The 22890-nt window shown below is 41.6% G+C and carries 19 protein-coding genes; 11 read left to right on the top strand and 8 right to left on the bottom strand.

Going from position 1 to position 22890, the window contains the following annotated elements:
• Positions 1–1277 (top strand): PKD-like domain-containing protein (locus ACFEL9_RS17100; protein ID WP_385892606.1); only part of this gene is annotated, 1277 nt, incomplete at its 5' end.
• A 98-nt stretch (positions 1278–1375) separates the two neighbouring features.
• Here the strand turns inward: ACFEL9_RS17100 and ACFEL9_RS17095 are convergent.
• Complete coding sequence (locus ACFEL9_RS17095) at positions 1376–2626, bottom strand: C1 family peptidase (RefSeq protein WP_385892603.1); 1251 nt, start codon at positions 2624–2626, stop codon at positions 1376–1378.
• A gap of 491 nt (positions 2627–3117) precedes the next feature.
• The gene (acs, locus tag ACFEL9_RS17090) at positions 3118–5067 is read right to left on the bottom strand and encodes an acetate--CoA ligase (protein ID WP_385892601.1); all 1950 of its coding nucleotides are present in this window, start codon (positions 5065–5067) and stop codon (positions 3118–3120) included.
• A gap of 138 nt (positions 5068–5205) precedes the next feature.
• Between acs and ACFEL9_RS17085 the strand changes: the two genes are divergently transcribed.
• Entirely contained in the window at positions 5206–6735 is a 1530-nt protein-coding gene (locus ACFEL9_RS17085) for an MFS transporter (protein WP_385892598.1), read from the top strand.
• An 83-nt stretch (positions 6736–6818) separates the two neighbouring features.
• Entirely contained in the window at positions 6819–7064 is a 246-nt protein-coding gene (locus ACFEL9_RS17080; protein WP_385892595.1) for a DUF6814 family protein, read from the top strand.
• A gap of 20 nt (positions 7065–7084) precedes the next feature.
• Here ACFEL9_RS17080 and ACFEL9_RS17075 read toward each other — a convergent pair whose 3' ends face one another.
• From ACFEL9_RS17075 to ACFEL9_RS17055, 5 genes are all read right to left on the bottom strand, one after another.
• Entirely contained in the window at positions 7085–8947 is a 1863-nt protein-coding gene (locus ACFEL9_RS17075; RefSeq protein ID WP_385892592.1) for a proton-conducting transporter transmembrane domain-containing protein, read from the bottom strand.
• A gap of 62 nt (positions 8948–9009) precedes the next feature.
• Entirely contained in the window at positions 9010–11655 is a 2646-nt protein-coding gene (locus ACFEL9_RS17070; RefSeq protein WP_385892589.1) for a YbcC family protein, read from the bottom strand.
• An 87-nt stretch (positions 11656–11742) separates the two neighbouring features.
• Positions 11743–13374 carry a SulP family inorganic anion transporter gene (locus tag ACFEL9_RS17065; RefSeq protein WP_385892588.1) on the bottom strand — a complete coding sequence of 544 codons (1632 nt, stop codon included), beginning with the start codon at positions 13372–13374 and terminating at the stop codon, positions 11743–11745.
• A 118-nt stretch (positions 13375–13492) separates the two neighbouring features.
• Positions 13493–14152: a carbonic anhydrase gene (locus ACFEL9_RS17060; RefSeq protein WP_385892585.1), complete on the bottom strand. Its 660-nt coding sequence runs from the start codon at positions 14150–14152 to the stop codon at positions 13493–13495.
• Positions 14153–14272: 120 nt separating this feature from the next.
• On the bottom strand, positions 14273–14632 hold the full coding sequence (locus ACFEL9_RS17055) for a hypothetical protein (RefSeq protein ID WP_385892582.1): 360 nt from the start codon (positions 14630–14632) through the stop codon (positions 14273–14275).
• Between the two features lie 291 nt (positions 14633–14923).
• On the opposite strand from ACFEL9_RS17055, the gene ACFEL9_RS17050 reads away from it, so the two are divergent.
• The 8 genes from ACFEL9_RS17050 (at position 14924) to nth (ending at position 22353) form a co-directional block, all read left to right on the top strand.
• Positions 14924–15559, top strand: coding sequence for a carbonic anhydrase (locus tag ACFEL9_RS17050; protein WP_385892579.1), 636 nt, complete (start codon positions 14924–14926; stop codon positions 15557–15559).
• A gap of 64 nt (positions 15560–15623) precedes the next feature.
• The gene (locus tag ACFEL9_RS17045; RefSeq protein ID WP_385892576.1) at positions 15624–16727 is read left to right on the top strand and encodes a glycoside hydrolase family 130 protein; all 1104 of its coding nucleotides are present in this window, start codon (positions 15624–15626) and stop codon (positions 16725–16727) included.
• A gap of 73 nt (positions 16728–16800) precedes the next feature.
• The gene (gene gldA, locus ACFEL9_RS17040) at positions 16801–17721 is read left to right on the top strand and encodes a gliding motility-associated ABC transporter ATP-binding subunit GldA (RefSeq protein WP_385892574.1); all 921 of its coding nucleotides are present in this window, start codon (positions 16801–16803) and stop codon (positions 17719–17721) included.
• A gap of 138 nt (positions 17722–17859) precedes the next feature.
• Positions 17860–19413, top strand: a complete 1554-nt coding sequence (locus tag ACFEL9_RS17035; RefSeq protein ID WP_385892572.1) for a DUF4832 domain-containing protein — start codon at positions 17860–17862, stop codon at positions 19411–19413.
• A 120-nt stretch (positions 19414–19533) separates the two neighbouring features.
• The gene (gene eno, locus ACFEL9_RS17030) at positions 19534–20823 is read left to right on the top strand and encodes a phosphopyruvate hydratase (protein ID WP_385892569.1); all 1290 of its coding nucleotides are present in this window, start codon (positions 19534–19536) and stop codon (positions 20821–20823) included.
• A gap of 77 nt (positions 20824–20900) precedes the next feature.
• Positions 20901–21215 carry an FtsB family cell division protein gene (locus tag ACFEL9_RS17025; protein WP_385892566.1) on the top strand — a complete coding sequence of 105 codons (315 nt, stop codon included), beginning with the start codon at positions 20901–20903 and terminating at the stop codon, positions 21213–21215.
• An 88-nt stretch (positions 21216–21303) separates the two neighbouring features.
• Positions 21304–21534: a hypothetical protein gene (locus ACFEL9_RS17020; protein WP_385892563.1), complete on the top strand. Its 231-nt coding sequence runs from the start codon at positions 21304–21306 to the stop codon at positions 21532–21534.
• A gap of 168 nt (positions 21535–21702) precedes the next feature.
• The gene (gene nth / locus ACFEL9_RS17015; RefSeq protein ID WP_385892560.1) at positions 21703–22353 is read left to right on the top strand and encodes an endonuclease III; all 651 of its coding nucleotides are present in this window, start codon (positions 21703–21705) and stop codon (positions 22351–22353) included.
• 57 nt (positions 22354–22410) lie between these two features.
• Here the strand turns inward: nth and ACFEL9_RS17010 are convergent, their stop codons facing one another.
• Positions 22411–22839, bottom strand: a complete 429-nt coding sequence (locus tag ACFEL9_RS17010; RefSeq protein ID WP_385892557.1) for a RidA family protein — start codon at positions 22837–22839, stop codon at positions 22411–22413.
• Positions 22840–22890 lie beyond the last annotated feature (51 nt).

The following is a 22890-nucleotide window of genomic DNA, read 5'->3' as shown; positions in this document are numbered from 1 at the left end:
GAGACTTTACAGTCATTCTAAAAATAAGAGCAGCAAACGGTACCGTCTATGACTTCGCCAATTGCCATTACCCGGTAACGGTTAACCCGATTCCAACTTGCAGCATCGAAGGACCAGATCCTGTTTGCGGTGGTTCTACAGGTAATACCTATACTTCAACCGTTGACCCTGCAGGCGGTACGGTAACTCATAGCTGGTCAATCACCGGCGATGGAACTATTACCAGCGCTGATCTTACAGGTGCTTCTATCGAAGTGACAGCAGGTGCTTCCGGTTCTTATACTGTAACTGACAACATCACCAGGAATGGATGTATCAGCTCTTGTAGTAAAACTGTAACCGTCAATCCAGTTCCAACTTGCAGCATCGAAGGACCAGATCCTGTTTGCGGTGGTTCTACAGGTAATACCTATACTTCAACCGTTGACCCTGCAGGCGGTACGGTAACTCATAGCTGGTCAATCACCGGCGATGGAACTATTACCAGCGCTGATCTTACAGGTGCTTCTATCGAAGTGACAGCAGGTGCTTCCGGTTCTTATACTGTAACTGACAACATCACCAGGAATGGATGTATCAGCTCTTGTAGTAAAACTGTAACCGTGGATCCGATTCCAACCATTTCGACAGTTTATAATCCTCCTGGCTGTAATGACAAAACGTTTACGGTTGATGTAACTTCTCCAACTCTTGGATATACCTACAGCATCGATCAGCCAGGTAATGATGAAGATTTTTCTTCCCAAAATCAAACACCAACTACTCAAAACCCTGATGTTCATTTTACAGGACTTATTGCTGGTGACGGTTTTATTGTCACTGTAACTACCAACTTAGCCGGTTGCACAGCTACTTCAGAATGCGAAGGCAGCAACAATACGAATAGTTGTACAGACAATGAGGCAGTTTTAACAAGAACAGCTGCCACCAGTACCAATGTGGTCGGCATTACAGAAAAAACTGTAATCAATCCATCAACGAGAACTCTTGAAACTTATAAGATCGTTATGGAATCTCCAACAAAAGTGAACGCAGTTCCTAATCCTTATACTGATAAGGTGAGATTTGATCTTGTATCAGGAGTATCCGGTTATGGCTCGCTTGAATTGTACAATGTATTGGGCCAAAAGATAGGCGTTGTTTACCAGGGCTATATCCAGGCAGGCAGACCACTTTACCGTGAATATTCTGTTTCAAAAGGAAGCAGCGGCACGATGATTTATGTTTTCAAAGTAGGTGATCAAAAAGTGACTGGAAAATTGATAGGAGTGAAATAATTTTTTTAATTGATTCGTAAAATAAAATAGGCGCTTTTATGCGCCTATTTTATTTCACAGAACAAATTTTCTGTAGCTATTTACAGCTTATTTAAAAACTATGGATTGATCACATACGCTGCAACATCTCCCGTTTGGGGCAAGAAATCATAATCAATCCATGAATACCCGGCATCTCCCCATGATGTTCCCCAGGAGTTCATCACTTTATACGCATGCTTTGCATCATCATAGCCACAAATTGTCAAAGAATGGCCTAAACCGCCTGATCCGGAAAAAGATTTCCAAATAAATCCTGGTCCTGCCATCGGAAAACTTTGATCAAGAACAACGCTTATTATAAGCGGGTGGTTTTGGACCAGCAGATTTTTTATAGCTGTTATATCGCTTTTATACACTGATGAATAAGAAATAATCTTATAATTAGCAGCCTCATTTAATTGAGAACTGGTCGGTAAAAGTGAGCAACCATTTGTATTACTGTAAGGCATAGACTGCCAGGTGGAAACACCTGTGTTTTTTAGGAATTCAAGTGTTCTTATGGTTGATGCTCCTGATCCACAATCTCCAACCTTTGTTTGGTTGTATAAAAACTCAGGACTAAAAATGTTGCTTACGTAATCATAACTTGAAGCGTTGGTCTGGTAATAGTATTCAGCAGACCTCGCAGCATATCCGGCAGCAAATGCTACGCATGAAAACTCTCCTCCCTGATTTCCTACCGGAGGCATTACTAGCTGAAAACTTGAGGGGAGTGGCGTTGGTGGTACAACAACTGGTGGTGTATCGGGACATCCATCGGTATCCTCGAACCCATTTACGGTTTCCGCTTCAGCCGGGCAAAGATCTTGTGTATCGATAATGCCATCACCATCTGTATCGGGCACTGTATCCGGGCAACCATCTGTATCCTGGTACCCATTGACCGTTTCTGCCTGTGTGTCACAGGCGTCAGTGGCATCAGCAATACCATCGCCATCGGTATCAGTTGAAGTAGACGGTGCTGTGTCAGGGCATCCATCTGTGTCCTGGTAGCCATTCACAGTCTCCTTCAGTTTGGGACATCCATCACTCACGTCAGGAATGCCATCCCTATCAGAATCTTTTTGGGAAGATGTTCCACCTCTTGCACCCACCACCTGGTTCATTGAATTGTAAAACTCTGAAGATACGATCATGGGAACTTTTGCAATGGCACCGGGATCATCGGGAACAGTACCGGAAGTGCGTAGTTGAGATTTTTCCGAATCAGTGCTTTCTGTGTTATGGGAGACTTCTTTCTGACAAGCAGCAAACAAAATCGCTACAGCACACACAAATAGCCATAGTCGTGCGATTGGTGTTTTCATGGTTTTTCATTTACAGATTAAAAAATAAAATATTGGATCAACAGTCAGCTATAAGGCTGAACCGGTGCGTCTACAAAAGCCATTAATAGGTTGGGGAATAAAAAAGATAGGACTGTTTTCATCAGGGTATTGAATCAACATTATCTCCTCCTTCCCAAAATCATCACCATATTAATAATAATGCCAATGCCTATTGAAGCAACAAACATACCAGACAGGCCCAAAAACATTGATCTGAGGAAAGAAATTATCATGTTTAGCAATATGACTTCGAAAGCAATCAAAATAAATGTCGAAATAACACTTAGTAACTTTACGTTACTTATTAAGAATTATTGCGAACTTTTCCCCAAAATAATTTTTTTGAGTGGAGATGATTTAAAAGGTATGGTTTTTGGGTCTGTGAGTGAAAAATATTCAAACCGTATTCGAAAAACCTTTTAAAGCAGCATATCCGGCTGCTTTATTATTTTGTAGCAGCCGGTTTTACATTAAAGTTTTCCATTCTTTATTTCATCGACCACCGCAGGATCAAGCAAAGTAGTAGTGTCTCCCAAATTGGAAGTTTCTCCTTCAGCGATCTTTCGCAGAATGCGTCGCATGATCTTTCCGCTCCTTGTTTTGGGCAGACCACTTACAAACTGGATCTTATCCGGCTTGGCAATGGGCCCGATGATACGGGAAACAGTTTGCAAAATGTCTTTTCTCGTCAGTTCCTGGTCCCCATGTTTTGTGGCACTATAAATTACATAGGCGTATATGCCTTGCCCTTTAATGTCATGCGGATAACCTACCACTGCACTCTCGACAACACCAGCATGCATATTTATAGCATTTTCTACTTCGGCAGTTCCGATCCGGTGACCGCTTACATTTAATACATCATCTACCCGGCCGGTGATACGATAAAAACCTTCATCATTTTTCAAAGCACCATCACCGGTAAAATACAAATCTTCGTAAGTAGCAAAATAATTGGTACGGCAACGTTCATGATCACCCCAGGTAGTTCTTAAAATACCAGGCCACGGCGCTTTAATACATAAATTACCAGAAGTCACTAAAGCCCCTCCTTCGGATGGGTTTGGGGAGGCTTCTTTCCCGTTTTCATCTACCAACAATGGCTGTACACCCGGCATTGGCAAAGTAGCCCAGGATGGCACGGCTGGTGTCACTCCCGCCATATTACTGATTAATGCACCTCCTGTTTCGGTCTGCCACCAGGTATCTACAATGGGACATTTCTTTTTCCCGATATGTTCATCATACCAATGCCAGGCCTCCTCATTGATGGGTTCACCAACAGTGCCAAGCACTTTCAATGAAGAAAGATCTTTTCCTTTCAGCGGCTCCAGGCCAAAACCCATCAAACTGCGGATGGCTGTTGGGGCCGTATATAAAATATTTACCTTGTATTTATCCACGATATTCCAAAATCTACCGGCATCGGGCCAGGTCGGTATGCCTTCAAACATCAGGGAGGTAGCGCCTGCGCTCAATGGACCATACACGATATAGCTGTGGCCGGTTATCCAACCGATATCAGCGGTGCAAAAATGTATTTGACCGGGCTGGTATTGAAATACATTGACGAATGTATAATTTGTCCAAACCATATAACCGCCAATTGTATGCACGACACCTTTAGGCTTGCCCGTACTTCCAGACGTATATAATATAAATAAGGGATCTTCGGCATCCATTTCTTCTGCGGGAAAGGAAACTACACCGTCCTTCTCTACCTGTGATTCGGCATATTCCATTTCATCTTCCCACCACACATCACGTCCTTTGATCATGCTCACCGGCGTCCTGGTACGTGTATATACAATCACTTTTTTCACCAGCTTATTACCGATCAGTGCATCATCGATCACACTCTTTAGCGGAATATCTTTGCCACCCCGGTAAGCACCATCACAGGTTACGATAAACTCAGCCTTTGCATCTTCCAGCCTGTCTGCAATGCTTTGCGCTGAAAATCCACCGAAGATCACACTGTGAATAGCGCCGATACGGGCACAGGCTAATACGGCGTAAGCCAACTCCGGCACCATGCCCATATAAATACAAACCCGGTCACCTTTTTTTACGCCATTATTTTTTAGCACCTGGGCAAACTGGCAAACTCTTTTGTGCAAACGTTCATATGTAACAACTCTTGTTCGTTCTTCGGGATTATTGGGCTCCCAAATGATAGCTGGCTTATCCTTTAATGTTTCGAGATGACGGTCTATACAGTTTTCCGTGATATTTAATTTGCCTCCGGCAAACCATTCTATTTTCGGTTCTTTAAAATTCCAGTTGAGTACTTTATCCCATTTTTTCCTCCATTGAAAATGCCCGGCTATATCAGCCCAGAATGTTTCCGGCTCGTCAATGCTTTTTTTATAGGCTGCTTTGTATTCATCGTAAGATTTTATCTGGTAAGGATATGACATAAACAATCTGCTTTTTTTGGGGCCTTAAATGTACGAAGACAATTTTTTTTATTTCGCTGATAAATATCAATTCGTATTTTAAACCCTTGAAATAAAAGGATCGCAATAAATATTTGTATTCAAAATGAAAATTGCCAGATGAAAAACAATGCACCGAATGGAATTGTAAAAGTTATTTCAGCTTCGTCAGTTGGCACCATGATCGAATGGTACGACTTCTACATTTTTGGCATGCTCGCCAAAACTATCTCTACCCAATTTTTTCCCGAAGGCAATGCGACTGCGGCCCTGTTAAGCACACTCGCCATTTTTGCGGCAGGTTTTATCGTTCGGCCATTTGGAGCTTTGGTGTTTGGCAGATTAGGTGATCTGATTGGCCGCAAGTACACTTTTTTGCTAACACTTGTTCTGATGGGCGGTTCTACTTTTTTGATTGGCCTTGTGCCCTCCTATTCATCTATTGGCATTGCAGCACCTTTATTAGTTCTGCTATTAAGACTTGTACAGGGGCTTGCACTCGGCGGTGAGTATGGTGGCGCTGCCACATATGTTGCCGAACATTCACCTGCTAACAAGCGTGGTTTTTATACAAGTTGGATTCAAACAACGGCAACACTGGGTTTATTTGTGGCACTGGGCGTGATCATGCTGGTGAAACTAAATATGAGTGATGAGCAATTCAATGCGCATTGGGGTGGCTGGCGTTATCCATTTTGGATCTCGATATTGTTGGTTGCGGTGTCAGTGTATATACGGTTAAAAATGTCGGAGTCGCCGTTGTTTTCCAAATTAAAATCAGAGGGCAAGACTTCCACCAATCCATTAAAAGAGAGTTTCAGTCACAAAGCCAATTTTAAAATGGTATTGCTGGCTTTGTTTGGCGCCGTGATGGGGCAGGGTGTGATCTGGTACACCGGCCAGTTTTATGCACAAAGTTTTTTGGAAAATGTTTGCAAAATAGAGTTTGAACAAAGCCGTACGATCATGTTGTGGGCTATTGCCTTTGCAACACCTTTCTTTTTATTCTTTGGCTGGTTAAGTGATAAGATCGGGAGAAAATGGATTATGCTGGCCGGGATGTTGCTGGGGATTTTAACCTACAGACCTATATTTAATACTTTTCTTGAGGAAGCAAGTATTGAAAAAAATAATTTTACAAAATCTGCTATAGCTGTTCCTCTTATAAAGACAGAAGGCATCAAGGAAAGTATGGACTCTCTATGGATCACCACCACAACATTTTCTCTGTCGGATGGAAGCCGTTTTACTGAAATAAAAAAAGATACGTTGTCTGCGGAAACCGACAAAATCATTGGTTCCACTAAAAAAGAATACAAAGACAAACAACTTGCGAGTTCAACTTATTGGAAGTTCGTCGGGCTTGTTTTTCTACTAATACTGTATGTCACCATGGTTTACGGCCCCATCGCCGCTTTCCTTGTTGAACTGTTTCCTACAAGAATCCGTTACACATCCATGTCACTGCCTTATCATATCGGCAATGGTGTGTTTGGTGGACTAGTTCCCTTTATCGGCCTGTTATTAACAACAACGTATCCAAAAGATCCGTTGGTTGGCCTGTGGTACCCGATTGGGATCGCAGCATTATGCTTTATCATCGGCATTATGTACCTGCGAAATAAGATTGATAAAGACGTGAATGATTAAGGGCCTCCTCCCTATCCCGACGAAATGCCGGGACCATCAGGGTAGAGTCCCGGGCTTATTGAAATAATTTGAAAAAGACAATAATGAATACATTGAAAAAATATTTAGGAATTATCTGGCTATTGCTGGGACCAATTGTCATCTATTTTTTAATAAGTGGCGCTATCAGCAACATCGATCCTGCCGGTAAAAAGGACATTAACAATCCCGTTATCTGGATCATCATCATTGCCATCTTCACGCCTATTGCTATTGGGCTGATGATTTTTGGCTGGTACGCCTTCAAGGGAGAATATGATCACCTGCCTGAAGATTCGGGTGAATTGTGAGATGATAACACCGCGAATTGTCAGGATGATCTGAATGCAATAGGGTGATTGAGCTTTTTATGTTGACCCAAAAAGATGCGCAGGAAAATCCGGATCGCAGCCAGTTCGATAAAAATAAGACACAAAGCCAGCAGCGTTATGAGGAAACCCTGAGTGTGTTCGACATAAGTAAACAGTACATCAATCCCGACAAAGGCCGCTGTAATAGGAAAGCCCAGCATGCCAATGGCTGCCAGCAGGAATAAAAATGCAATGGTTTTTTCCTCATAAACATAGCCATGATAGTTATTGAGGGAAATATCTCCATCAATTGCCTTAATTTTTTGCAGACAATAATAGCCTAGTGCAAAAGCAATTGTTACGCCGCTGCCATAAAAAAGAATTTCAACAGCGTTAATATACTCCGCATTGATATTAATTCCTGCAATAATAAAAATATGGGCCAGCAATAAATATTGCCAGGTCAACAAGGCCGAGCCACGATGGGAAAATGTAAAAAGAATGATCGCTAAAGAAATAGATAGAAAAGTAACAGCAATATCTGTCTTTTGCGCCACGAAGAATTCTGGCTTATAGACCGAGCCAATCATTGCTGTCAATGCGATACAGACAAATGCGCCCAGGAAAATTTTAGAATTCAAAAAATGGAATTGCTTGCCTATCCATTTAAATGGGCTCCACAAATACCTGTACAATATGCCATCAAGGTTCCATTCTTTAATCCCGAGCATGTATAATCCGGCTTTTGCACCCTGCATCGGTTGCTGCTCTTGCGGACGATAATGAAAATACTGATGATGCACCAGGTAATTTAAAACTGATGGAGAAACCAATAACTGGTAGGTCCGTAAAAAAGCATTTCCTGCAAAATGGATTAAAGCGAGAATATGAAAACCCAATGCCACTTCAATAAATATGATACCGATTTGGGCAGCCGATGAATACGCAATCTGGGTTTTCACTGTTGGCTGCACCCTTGCTATTAATGTTGCAACTATTCCCGTCACTGCACCAACCGCGATGATAATTATTTTAATTGCTGTCATATCCTGCCAGAAGGGCCAGGTACGAAGCAAGATAAACACGCCGATATGAACGCTCAAAGAGCCATAAAAAATGGCAGACGATGAAGTGGGTCCTTCCATGGCACGGGGAAGCCAGGAGGTAAATGGAAATTGAGCGGATTTAATAGTGGCTGCCAGCATTATCATGATTGCAATAAATAAAGCCATTCCTCCGCCATGATCCTGTAATAGTGCGGTCATCCTTGCCTCGTTTAGCTGGGCAAATGTGATATTCTGGTGAGTGAGGTGATGCATCATCCACATAGCAAGAATCAATGCCAGGTCGCTTATGCGATAGTTGGAAATTGTTTTAAAAGCATTTTTCACCGGCAAATAACGATTACGATAAAAGGCGATTAACAGGAATGAAGAAAGACCGATGATTTCCCAACCAATAAACAGGGTTTCGAAATTGCCTGAAAAGATGATCAGGTTATAACCCAATGCAAAAAAAAGGATGGTATTGAAGAAGCGTTTATATCCTTCATCCCGGTGCATATAATAACGACTAAAGGTAGATACCAGGAAAAATAAAATGGCGCCGACAATACTGTAAACCGCGGTGATGTGATCGTAATAGAACTGGATCGCAAAAACAAAATGATGAGTTTTATAAAGCGTAGCGAAGTGTTGGTTGAAGGGAGTACTACCGTTAATAATCCACACCGCACAGTATACGACTGCCGCAACCACATAAAAAGCCTTGGTAAACTGTACAATCAGGGCAATAGGTTTTTCCTGTTTGTTTTGCCAAAACAAAGATGCTAAAAAAGCCACCAGGGGAATAAACACAAAAAGGCTTATGAGTTGAAGTAGCATTTGGCTGAGTTGATTCACTATATAAATTTTATGACAAGTAATGTTAAGCCTATGAATAACGGTCAATCCAACAGATACACCGGAAGATTCTCCTCTGTAGCATGTACAATATGATTTGTTTCCATTTCTTTAGCGTTCTCTACAAATTCTTCCATGTCCCTGATCGTTTTGATTTCTGCTGTATCAGTAATCGGTTCATACTTTGAAAACGAACCATTATGGAAATAATAAAACTGTTTTTCTTCCGGGTGAAATGACACGATATGCACCCATTCGTTTTTATACCACTCAAATACTTCAGGGGACGATTGAATGGCTTTCAACACAATGTCTGGCTGATGTTCAACGATTACCAACAACCTGACGGGGTCGTGCACTTCAATCATTTGCCAGGGAAGGCCGGGACGCAGATCACCATCACTGCTGTTGGCTACGCCAAACAGGCCCATTACATTGTGAGGCAGTTTAGTGCCGGCACCCATTTTTATATTATCCACTCTTGAGAAGTAATATTCAAGATTAATGCCTCCACACACCAAACCAATTGGTTTCATTACACCCGTAAGAATGGTCCCATCCGGGTCGGTTGTATAGTCATAGCTATTTAAGAAAGCTCTGCGATCAAGGAACAGACCCTTTGTAGTTTCTCTTCTTCCTATGATCGCTAAAGTATTGGTACCATGTCCCAGCTCTGGCCGGGGTTCGAATAAAGAAACACTGCGGTTATGGATAGCTTTGCGAACATGTTCTAATCTTCGCCGGGTGTCAATAGAAGCAAATCTTCGGCTTCTTTCTTTCGCATTTAAGTTTAATGCTGTTTCGAAGTTTTGTTTATTTATAAAATGACTCTTTAAATTTTCTTCGGTCAGAGGTTGTTCATCATAATACCCTATCACGTCCGCCGCAGTATCATGCATGCTGCCTATAAACTGTGTCGCTCCAGGAATTACAATGCCTTTTGTCTGCAGGATTTCTCTGACTTTCTGATGATTCAAAATAAATGCCTGCACTCTTGCATTGGTAGCGCCGGGTCTGCCGCTACAGGCGCCACAGTCATGGGCGCCGTGATGCGGATTGTTGGCACTACTGCTACCGTGTGCAACGATGTAAATGACCGGAGCAAAATTTTTGATCAGGCCAATACTCTTTAAAAACCCTTCCGCTCTTGTCGCCATTTCATCTATTGTATAACCTACCTGTAATCCATTTTCTATATTATCGGCATTTTTATTCTCAATCGTAAGCACTGACTGACGATCCATGTGTCCGTAGGCATTTGAAATAGCCGGGCTCATTGCAGGTTTAAACAGGTTGAGCACCGTTTTTATAAAAGCCCAAAAGCCGAGGCTGATACTAAGCGCAAAGCCCGTCAAAAATCCATGTGTATGTTTCGTATAAAGAGTTTCTCCTTTTCGTGTTGTTTTCGCTTCAAATTCTTTGATCAAATATTTTGGGGTTACCGGTGCGGGACAAAGCTTATCATAGAACTTGCTGCCCTGTTGCTGAAAATAAAATTCAACACCAAAAAAGCCGGGAGCTCCGAATGTTTCACAGTTTTTGTCAACAGCTTCTATATGTCGTCGTAAAGAACATTCTCTTTCATCTATACAAAAGATGGCCTGGAAACTGGGGTTGCGTTCTCCCCTGTTTTGCTTAACAGCCGGCACGCCATTCCCCATGGAAAGGGGCTGAGGAACTCCATTGGTTGAAAGCAGTTTCTTTTTATCATTCAGTTGAATGCCTTTCAATACCGAATCGTAATAGCTCCACTCAAATGCGTCTTGCCACAGCTCGATCACTTCGGCTAATTCCGTTTTTTCTATATCTGCTAACAGATCAATGGGAGGAGTGTCTACATGAATAACCAGGGGTTCCCAATTATTTCTGAAATGTGCATTCAATGCATCCAGTTCCAGCAATAATTCAAACTCGACCAGTTCCCTCAGCGTAATAATTTTCCTGTCCAATAATGTGTGAGGAGTATCTTCTACTGCACTTACAAAACCACTCCAGCCATGATGCGCAAATTGCTGGTCAAAAAGGTATTGTTCAAAATAGGCTTCATCACCCACAATGGTCTGCAACAATTCAGTAGTTGAATAATTGCCGGATAAAAATTTTTGTCTAACGGAACGGGTCTTAAAAAAGCTGACCGGGCTATTTTTCTCCAGTTCTTTTATACTATCAGTAAAACTTTTATTGCTTACCGGGAAATTTTCCACTGCAATACCCTGGTCCAAAAAAGCACAAAGGATACGGAACAACAGTGGATGTACTTTATTATCGAGGTCAATACGATAAACGCTTTTCCAGAGTTTTCTCAACTGCCCGATCCGCGGCTGATTAATAGTATCATATTCCTGGTACAGTAGCCTGTCCTTCCATTCAGAAACACTTTCCTTTTTATTCTCTATTATCATCAGCAACACATCCTCCCGTATCCTTCCTGTCTTATAAAGCTCCCGGTATTCATCCAACTGTAGATGAACCTGGAATCCAAAAATTTTAGACGCTTTAAAAATAGCGTCATAAAACTTCATGTGCTGAAAAGCATGCAATGAATTATGATGAATAAAATCCTTTAATGCCTGCTGTGAGGGCAAAAAATGCTTTAATTCATGCAGCACATGATTTTCATCAAAATGTGCATGGGTATCATTTCCTGCAGTAGACGTGATTTTATAAGCCTGAACTAAAGTAGGGTTCATTGGCATATTTTATTTTTTTACCAGATTTTACTCTTCCGATGCATCTTAAGAAAGTTCAATAAATATTCGTCAAAGGCTCTCTATCATTTATTTTTCAATGAAGAGCAGTTCTTTGTTTTGTAATACTTTCTTGCTTTCAATCACTTCATCTTTTTCAGAATGAACGTGCACAGCATCTTCCATTTTATAAGCCTTTTTGAAATTCAGCAGTTTTACACTGATGTTTTTATCCTTTGAACCGAAGTCTAAAAAGTCCCTGATCAGTTCCAATACATCATAATCGATATAAACAGTATTGGCTGCATTTATAACCACCTTGCTATTAGCCGGCAAATGAGCCAGCGTCTGTTTGATAGCTGCTTTGTTCAGAAATGATACTTCCTGTGCCAGGTCAATATGAATGGTTTCGCCTTCGTGGTGCCTTTCTTTTTTAAAAAAGTAAGCGAGTTTCATATTACCTCTCAGGATGAAAAATACACTGACAGCCAAACCAATTCCCACGCCTTTTAACAGGTCAGTTACTACCACTGCAATCACGGTAACAATAAATGGTACAAACTGATGCTTACCGTTATCCCACATGTGTTTGAAAACCTTTGGACTTGCCAGCCTCAAACCGATCATAATTAGAATAGCAGCCAGACTGGCCATGGGTATTTTATTCAGCAGAAACGGTATCGTTACTACTGCCAACAAAAGAAAAACCCCATGCGCAATAGCGGATAACCTGGTTTTAGCACCAGCATTGATATTGGCTGTCGTTCTTACAATAACAGAAGTCATGGGCAAACCGCCAATTAACCCTGATAATATATTACCAATACCCTGGGCCTTTAATTCAGTATTGGCGCCGGAGAACCGCTTCATAGGGTCCATCTTATCTCCGGCTTCAAGACATAAAAGTGTTTCAATACTTGCTACAATAGCAATAGTAAGACCCACAATCCACACATTTGGATTTCCAAAACCTGAAAAATCAGGCGTAGTGAACTGTCCAAGAAATTCCCTGAAAGAAGAAGCGGTCGGTAATGTTACCAAATGATCCTGCGATATCGCTAATTTTGATCCTGTTGCTTTGAATAATTCATTTACAATAATACCCATTGCCACCACTACTAAAGCTCCGGGAATTACCTTAATCTTTTTTAAGGAGGGAATTTTGTTAAAAGCAACCAGTATAGCCAGTGAAATCACTGTAATGATGATGGCTCCCAAATGTGCATAGTTTATGGAATTGATGATCTCCGTAAAGTAGCCGCTGCCTGCGCCATTTTCCAGGGCAAACCAATCACCTTCGTGTGCTTTATCATATCCGATTGCATGTGGCAGCTCTTTCTTGATAATAATAATGCCTATTGCTACCAGCATTCCTTCGATAACGGCCGTAGGAAAATAAGCCGAAATAGTTCCGGCTTTGACAAAACCAAGTGTCAGTTGTAAAAAACCTGCGATCAATACTGCCACCAGAAAAATTTCATAACCAAGGTCGGTAATAGCTACCAGGACAATTGCAATGAGACCGGCAGCCGGTCCCGATACGCTTACATTCGATCCACTTAACGAGCCGACCACTATACCAGCTATAACCCCACAAATAATACCTGCAAAGGGAGGCGCACCGCTGGCAACTGCAATACCCAGGCAAAGTGGCAAGGCTACTAAAAAAACTACTAATCCTGATAACAAGTCGGTTTTCAAAAATTTTGTATTAAGTTTCATCCCTGTATTTTTTTATTGTTTTTAGCCGAATGGACGCCCTATAACACTCTTTATGTTTCAAAAACTTTATATGGGCGTTTCATTTTATCTTTTTTAATCCATCAACCTTTTGATGATATTATTGAGCGTTGGCTAATTGTTTATTTTCCTTCTTTTTTTTAGTCAGGTTTTTAAAAAAATCTACGCTGCCATTCTCTACATTATAAATGCCGCCTACTAAACCGATCTCGCCTTTTTTAAACATTTCCTTGACGATATCACTTCTGGTCAATATTTCTTCCAGACTGTTCTCCACATTTGCATAGGCAACCTCATCGTGAAACAGGTGATTGTTGTTGTCCTGCAGTAAAGCTTTACTGATAGAAGGCTGAATACGGCTGAGCAGGGAGGTAATATGTCCGTCTGTCACACCTTGCCTGGCGCTTTTAATGGCGCCGCATTCGGTATGGCCAAGTACCATCAGCACTTTTGAACCGACATACTTGATTGCGTACTCAATGCTGGCCAGTATATCATTGTTTACAATATTGCCGGCAACCCTGATGCTGAAGATGTCCCCAAGTCCCTGGTCAAAAATGAGCTCGGTAGAAGTACGGGAATCCATACAACTTAAAATGACTGCGAAGGGATATTGTCCTTCCCTTGTTTCATTGATCATTTCAAGGTGATCATGATCGGCTTTGAGATTGTTAATAAAGCGCTGGTTACCTTCAACCAGTAGTTCATACCCCTGGTAGGGCGTAAGATTCTCTAAGAATTCTTTAGAATGCTTTCTCATCATATATATGTTTAAGTACATAGCTATTGCCCGCGGCAACACTATGCAGTAGAAAAAAATTATAACGTCAGAAAATTCTGGCTATGGTCAGCCAGGGATTAAAAATGCAGGCTTTATAGATTAAGCTGCGTTGGGTGGAGGCACTAATAATTCACCATGGAATGCATGATAGGTATCTGCATTCTCACATTTGTGGAAGCGGAAAATAATAGAAAAGAAATGTTCAGCATGATGCTGATCGTGCAGATATTCTTCTGAAAAAGAGCTGCTGTTGCCGGGAGCTTTTTCCTCGGTATTATTGCCAAAAGGGTTGGCACAATCGTCATCATCGGCAGTGGTAGCCGTCGCTTTCGATTGCTTGGTTATTTCCTGCTGACCAGCGTATACAAAGGGAGCACTGATAGTGAGCCATAGCAATGCCATGATCATAAAAACGGCTGATGCCATTTGTAAAGCATTATATGTCTTTTTTTCACTCATCAGAAGTATTGCAAAATAATCAATTGATTGTTTTGAACCAAACCGTTAGTGGATAAGTTTTGTAATATTATTATTAACAACCCGAATCAACTAACACCTGTTCTGTTTTATCCAGGTATCTATCTTTAGTGGTTACGTAAAACAAATACGATACCAACCAGACTAACTGTAACAGCACAGCAATACAATTGTTGGCTGGTATGAAAATTATTTCCAACCTTTTTCTGTTCATTGACATTAGAACCAGTAATCTTTAAATTAAAACTAAATTTGGCAATTGACTTACTCATTATGAAATCATACGAGGTCTTATTACATGAAAATAAAATATGGGCTGCAGGAAAACTTGCACAGGATCCGGGTTTTTTCGAACGGCTTGCTCATATTCAGACACCGGAGTTTCTTTGGATAGGCTGTAGCGACAGCCGCGTTCCGGCCAATGAAATCACCGGCACTGATCCCGGTGAAATATTTGTTCATCGCAATATTGCCAACCTGGTTATTCATACTGACGTAAATCTTTTAAGTGTTTTGGAATATGCCGTAGTGCATCTTAAAGTAAAGCACGTGATCGTTTGTGGTCATTATGGATGTGGCGGTATTAAAGCGGCTATGGGCAACAAAGATTACAAGCAGGTATTAAATATGTGGCTCCGTAATATTAAAGATGTATACCGGCACAACCGGGAAGAACTGGACGCTATCGAAGATGATGAACAAAGGGCTGACCGGTTGACAGAATTGAACGTAATGGAACAGACACAGCGCCTGGCAAAAACATCCATTATTCAAAAGGCATGGAAGACTGAACAACGCCCTGATCTGCATGGCTGGGTGTATGGATTAAAGGATGGACTCATTAAACCGGTACTTGAAATGAAAGCCGGGTCGCCAATTGATCCGCTTTATGAGTTTACGGATCTTTAAAATCTTAATAAATAAAAAGCTGTCCTGTGACGGCTTTTTTTATCTTTAAAAATAACTGCCTTCTATGCGATTACTTGCTATGCTTATTGCGACTATATTAGTTGCAGGTTGTAACAATACCCCTTCGTCCAAAAAACAGGACGAAAAACTTGATGAGTGGACAATCGGTCCTTTTGTAAAATCAACTGAAACAAACCCCATCTTGTTCCCCGACCCAGCTTCAGCATTTCGTTGTCCCATAAGGAACACAATAGTTAACTGGGAGGAAAAAGATGTGTTCAATCCCGCTGCTGTTGTAAGGCATGATACAGTTTTTTTATTGTACCGGGCTGAAGACAAAATTGGAAAGTTTGCCGGTACTTCAAGAATAGGCCTGGCCTGGAGCCTTGACGGATTAAATTTTACCAAATATCCTGCCCCGGTTTTTTTTCCCGATTATGATTCGTTGAAAAAATGGGAATGGGAAGGTGGATGCGAAGATCCCCGCATTGCGGAAGATGAAAATGGCACTTATTATTTAACCTATACCGCCTATGACGGAGATAAAGCAAGATTGCTGCTAGCCACTTCAACTGATTTGTATCACTGGACAAAGCATGGTCATGTTTTTCAAAAGGCTTTTAACGGAAAATATGTAAATGAATGGAGCAAGTCCGGTTCTATTATTTGTCAATACAAAAATGGAAAAGCTATAGCTACCAGGATAAATGGTAAATATTGGATGTATTGGGGCGATACGGATATCTTTCTCGCTTCATCGGGTGATTTGATTAACTGGACACCTGTGGAAAATAATGATGGCAGGCTTCTGAGTGTCTTCGGTCCAAGAAAGGGAATGTTTGACAGTGATTTGGTGGAACCGGGACCCGCCGCCATGCTAACCGATAATGGCGTACTACTTATATATAACAGCCGGAATGTACCTGCAAAAGGTGACACATCTCTGGCTGAAGGAACTTATGCCGTAGCACAAATTTTATTAGATAAGAATGATCCGTCTAAAGTAATCGACCGGATGCAAACCTATTTTATGAAACCTGATAAACCTTATGAAATAAGCGGCCAGGTCAACCAGGTATGCTTTGCAGAAGGATTGGTAAATTATAAAAGCAAATGGTTTTTATACTACGGTACAGCTGATTCGAAGATTGCTGTTGCAGTAAAGTAAAAGCCGGTAAACGGTCTGATTAGAATGAAACGAAATGATCTAAATTCGCAAATCAACAAGTGCAAAGCTGCCCATGTCAATCGAAGTAAGGAATCTTCTTAAAGTTTACGGCGAACAAAAGGCCGTCAATAATATTTCTTTTAAAGTAGACAATGGGGAAATCGTAGGGTTTCTTGGCCCCAATGGCGCGGGCAAATCAACAACGATGAAGATCATCACGGGCTACCTGCAACAAACCGGCGGCGAAGCTTTTGTATGCGGGATAAGTGTTGCGGAAAATCCATTAGAAATAAAAAAGAAGATTGGTTACTTGCCGGAGTTAAACGCTCTTTACTATGATATGTATGTGAAGGAGTATTTAGGCTTTATAGCAGAACTGCACGGCGTGAAGGATAAACAAACTGCCATAGAAGAAGTGATTAAAACAGTAGGCTTAACAGTTGAAAGTAAAAAGAAAATTGGCCAGCTTTCCAAGGGCTATAAGCAAAGAGTAGGTTTGGCAGCGGCACTCATTCATCAACCGGAAGTATTGATACTGGACGAGCCCACCAGTGGCCTCGATCCTAACCAGATCATTGAGATACGGGAAGTGATCAAACAACAGGGCTTAAATAGAACGGTTTTATTCTCCTCGCATATCCTACAGGAGGTAGAAGCCATTTGCGACAGGGTCATCATCATCAACAGAGGGGAATTAGTAGCAGACGATAAACTTAGCCATCTGCAGGCAGGAAATAAGGAAAACCATGTGGTGATTGTTCAATTCAACGAGCCTGTCAATAAAGAGCTACTGACTCAAATGAAAGAGGTGACAGGACTGGATCAAATTCAGCCATCGCACTATAAATTACATACGTCCAACCCTGAAATGGTTCGTAAACAAATACTCGAATTGGCGCTCTCCAACAATCTGAATATTGTCTCCCTGCAAAGCGAAAATCAAAGCCTGGAAGAAATTTTCAGGTCGTTGACAAATGCCGGCAATTTGAGTTGACTTCGAATTCTTTTTTGCTTAAATTAGTTGTGGGTATTAAGGCAACCACCATTTAAGGCAACCACAATTACTAACGTAGCACCCATCCTGATTTGCTTGCTGTTTCTTTTTTCCTGCAAAAAAGAAATCAATGAATCCTTGCCAGAGGCAAGACAAAATAGAACCGCGGCTTTTTCTTCTCAGAGCTTTTGTAACGCCTGCCAAACACAAACCCTTTATTTCCGTGGTATCCGGCCGGATGATGTAAACGGAAATGAACCGCTTCCCAATCCCGAAAGAGGCTTAAGACTGGAACACATGATGCAAGCCAGTACTCTGATGAATCCATTTAGCGGCCTGTATTACAAAAACAATATGCCGGCTATCCTCGAAACTCATGAAAAAACTTACAACGAAAAAACAAAGCTCACCCAGGTCTATTTTTATCTCACCGACTACCTGGGCACTAAAATACCAGGTAATGCTTTTAGCAATATGCAGTCAGTCTTTGACCAGCTAAAAACATCAGGCTACAAAGTGATCCTTCTTTTCGCTTATCGTTATAATGACAGAATCAGGTATGAGTCTTATAATGATATCCAAAGACATCTTACTCAATTAAAAAGCTTTCTTCAAAAAAATGAACCATTGATTTTTGCTTTCCAGGCAGGATTTCTGGGTTTATGGGGAGAGTGGCATCATTCAGGACTCGACAATCTCGATCTGGACAAAAAGTTGGTGATTCGTGACCTGTTGAATGCTTTTCCTCCCGGCAGAAAAATGCAGGTTAGAGAAACCATCTATAAAACTAACGCAGCAGGTTATATCAGGCAAACTGCTAACAGTCCTGTTTTATATTATCCTTTGACTCCGGAGGAATATAACAGGATCGGTTTTCAAAATGCTTATTTTGTATTAGACCAGGGGCCATATGCCCTGTGGGATTACCGCTATGGCGATGACGACTATAAGCTGGTGGAGAAAGAAGCCATTTCGTCCATTGTCGATGGCGAAATGCCATACGATGGACGTGACCCCTATGCATTTAACATGATCGCATTGGGTAATAGTGGTGGATTACAGGCCATCAAACGGATGCAAGCGCATGCCCATAGTAGCTTCAGTGTGGTTCATAATTATGCAACGAACATAGCAGCATGGAAAAAGCAGTTCTATTCCATTGGTCAGTTCAGGCAACAGCATATTGCCATTTCGCCGGATTATTTTTTAGATCAACAAGGACAGGAAATCACAAGAAGTGCATATGACTATATCCGGGATCATCTTGGATATCGGTTCCAGGCGACTGAAGCAACCATTCCGTCTTCTGTGAACCGGGGCGATTCTGCCAATTTCACATTGCAACTAAAAAATTTTGGCTTCGCTCCACTTATCAATAGCCGGCAGGTATATTTTGTATTGATAGACGAACAGGACAATATAAGAGAAATCTTAACCCCCGCAGATCCCACCAGCTGGATGCCTGTAGCTATGGCGGGAGAGAAACTTTATACGATCAACCAATCGATCTTGTTTGACGAGTCATTTAACCCCGGCAAATACCGGGTCGGGGTTTGGATGCCTGATTGCTCTTCAGAGTTGAAATATGATCCGAGATATGCCATCTACCTGGCAAATGGGAATATGGAATGGTGGCAGGACGCCGGGAATAAGTATCTCATCAATATCATTGGAAGTTTCCAGGTCAATTAACCGTTGGCTGATAACCGTTAGTACAAAAAACTCCGGCATTCTCACAATACTAAAGTTGATTACATTTGCAACCGCTTGCCAACGTCATTTATTTATCGTATTAAAAAACCAGTCAAAGCTATGAGTTACATTTCCGAGATTTTTGCCAGGCAAATTTTAGATTCAAGAGGCAATCCCACCGTGGAAGTAGATATTATCACCGATGAAGGTGCAGTAGGCCGTGCAGCCGTTCCAAGTGGTGCCAGCACCGGCATACACGAAGCAGTAGAATTGCGGGATGATGATAAAAAGAAATATTTAGGCAAAGGCGTTTTGAAAGCGGTGAAGAATGTGAATACCGTGATTGCTCCGGCTTTATTGGGCTATGATGTGGCAGATCAAACAGGGATTGATGAAATAATGATAGAATTGGATGGCACAGAAAATAAAGGCAAGCTCGGTGCTAATGCATTGCTGGCGGTGAGTATGGCGGTTGCCAAAGCGGCGGCTGAAGAAGCTTCTTTGCCACTGTATCGTTATATCGGTGGTACGAATGCCAAAACGCTTCCCATCCCGATGATGAACATCCTGAATGGCGGCGCTCATGCGGATAACAAAATAGATTTCCAGGAATTCATGATCATGCCGGTCGGAGCTCCCAGCTTTAGCGAAGGTCTTCGCTGGGGAGTTGAAATCTTCCACGCCCTTAAATCAGTGCTGAAGAAAAAAGGCTTTAGCACCAATGTTGGTGATGAAGGTGGTTTTGCACCCAATATTCAAAGCAATGAGGAAGCAATTGATACGGTGATGCAGGCCATCCAGGCTTCCGGTTACAAAGCAGGCTCACAGATTGTGATTGCAATGGATGCTGCTAACAGTGAATTGTGGGATGCTAAAAAGAAAAAATATGTTTTCCATAAAAGCGATGGCAAACAACTCAGCAGCGACCAGTTGGTAAAATTCTGGGAAGGTTGGGTGAAACAGTACCCTATTGTTTCCATTGAAGATGGTATGGCTGAAGATGACTGGAATGGCTGGGCTGCATTGACACAGGCAGTAGGCAGCAAATGCCAGCTGGTAGGTGATGATCTTTTTGTAACCAATGTTACCCGCCTGCAAACCGGTATTGACAAGAGTATTGCAAATGGCCTCCTCGTAAAAGTAAACCAGATCGGAACCATTACTGAAACCATCAATGCCGTGACATTGGCACAGCATAACGGATATAATACCATCATGAGCCACAGAAGTGGTGAAACAGAGGATACCACTATCGCTGATTTGGCAGTGGCGCTGAATTGCGGCCAAATCAAAACTGGTTCGGCTTCCCGTACCGACCGGATCGCCAAATACAACCAGCTGATCCGGATTGAAGAACAATTAGGAAGCAGTGCATTTTATCCAAAGGGAAAGATTAAATTTGGGAAATAAGCGTTGGCCGATGTTTGTTGATCGTTGCCCGTCGTTAAGACGATCAACGATCAACAGCCAACAAAAAACATCGAAACATGAAACTACTCACCCACATTCCTTCCTGGCTCAAAAACAAATACATTATTGCCATGGGTGTGTTTGCGGCGATTATGCTTTTTTTTGACAAAAATGATGTTTTTACCCAATCGGCCCGGAACAGACAGCTGAAAGACCTGCAGGAAAGCAAGCAGTATTATACTGATCGTATCGCTACAGAACGCAAAGAATTAGAGCAACTTAAGTCAAATCCGGGCACCCTGGAGAAGTATGCGAGAGAAAAATACCTCATGAAACGGGATAATGAAGACCTGTTTATCATTCCTGATGCACCTGCCGGAGATAATAAGTAGGTTTAAGGCAATAACGCCGTTAATTCTTCGTTATTAAAACTGGACAATTTTTCTGGATCTCACATTTTAGGACATTAATGGTTTGCGAATGACAAAATTTACCCCGGAGGACCTTTTAATGTATTTATACAAAGAAAGCTCTCCCCAACAGACTGCAGCCATTGCGCATGCACTCAGGTTGGACTGGACACTACGGGAAAAATTCAATGTATTAAAAACCTCCATGCTAAGGCTTGACCAAATCCAACAATCCCCACGCACCGAAGTGATTTTAAACATCCTGAACTACGCCCGTGAGAAATCAAAGGAAATGGTGTAACCCTTTCCGGTTTCTGATTTAAAAATTTAGCATCTGCCGATTGGTGGATGCTTTTTTTATGCCTTTTCTTCATTGCTATTTCTTTTCTCTTTCAACTCGTGGTTTTTATAGCCTGACTTGCTTATTTTGCCTTTTCCGGCTCCCCTTTAGGGGCTGGGGGTTTCATCTATGACAAGAAAACAGCGTTACGAGTTCGTAATCGATTATTTTGAGAAAAATGTTCCTGAGGCCGAGACAGAACTGATCTATGACAATCCTTACCAGTTACTGGTGGCCGTTATTCTCTCGGCACAATGCACGGATAAAAGAGTGAACCTAACCACACCGGCCATTTTTGAAAAATATCCCGATGTTAAATCATTAAGCCAGACAAACTTTGATGAACTGTTTCCATTGATCAAAAGCATCTCCTATCCCAATAACAAAACCAAACACCTCATCGGCATGGCGAAGATGGTTGAAGAGAAATTTGCGGGAAAGATTCCGATGACGGTGGATGAACTGGTGCAACTACCAGGTGTAGGAAGAAAAACAGCCAATGTAATCACATCGGTAGTAGATCAGCAACCGAATATGGCCGTGGATACACATGTAAACAGGGTAAGTAAAAGAATAGGATTAGTACCACAAACGGCTACTACTCCCTTAGCAGTAGAAAAAGAATTGGTGAAAAATATTCCCGAAGAGTTAATACATAAAGCTCATCATTGGCTCATCCTCCATGGGCGTTATATCTGCATTGCCCGAAATCCGAAATGCAGGGAATGTGGCTTGCAACAGGCTTGTAATTATTTTCAAAAAAAACTTCGAAACAACTGATACTATCTTCAACTCCGCATTCACTGTTTTCTAAATTAAAATTTAGTGGAGGTATATTCATTTCGGCAAATGCGCAATCAACTCCACTTCAAGTTTCGCATCAGCCATAAAAAGCCGGCTTATCTGAACCCAGGTGGCCGCCGGGAAATCTCCCTTATAAAATACTTTTCTCGCATCATTGTATTTCTTCATCGCTTCTATATCGGTAGTGTATAAATTTTCTTTGATCACATTCTGAAATGTAGCGCCAAATTGCTTCAGCGATCTTTCCAGCGCTTTGTAGACATTAGTGATACCTTCCGGAGTGATATCCGTCGCTACTGTTCCGGATATATACAAGACATTATCCACTTTCACTACCTGTGCATAGCCAGCCGATGTATCCTGGTCACTCCGCCAATGCCATTTTTGTTTCTGAATATTTTGTTGAGCCGGTAATTGGGTGGTAATAAAAATGCAACCAAGCAGCCAATAAAGCTTATACATAATTAAGTTTTCCTGTAAATTAATTCATACATCATTACCCCTTGTTCTTTT

Origin of the sequence: Terrimonas alba, from assembly GCF_042434975.1 — a bacterium.
GTDB lineage: Bacteria > Bacteroidota > Bacteroidia > Chitinophagales > Chitinophagaceae > Terrimonas_B > Terrimonas_B alba.
This window is presented reverse-complemented; position numbering and strand designations above follow the sequence as displayed.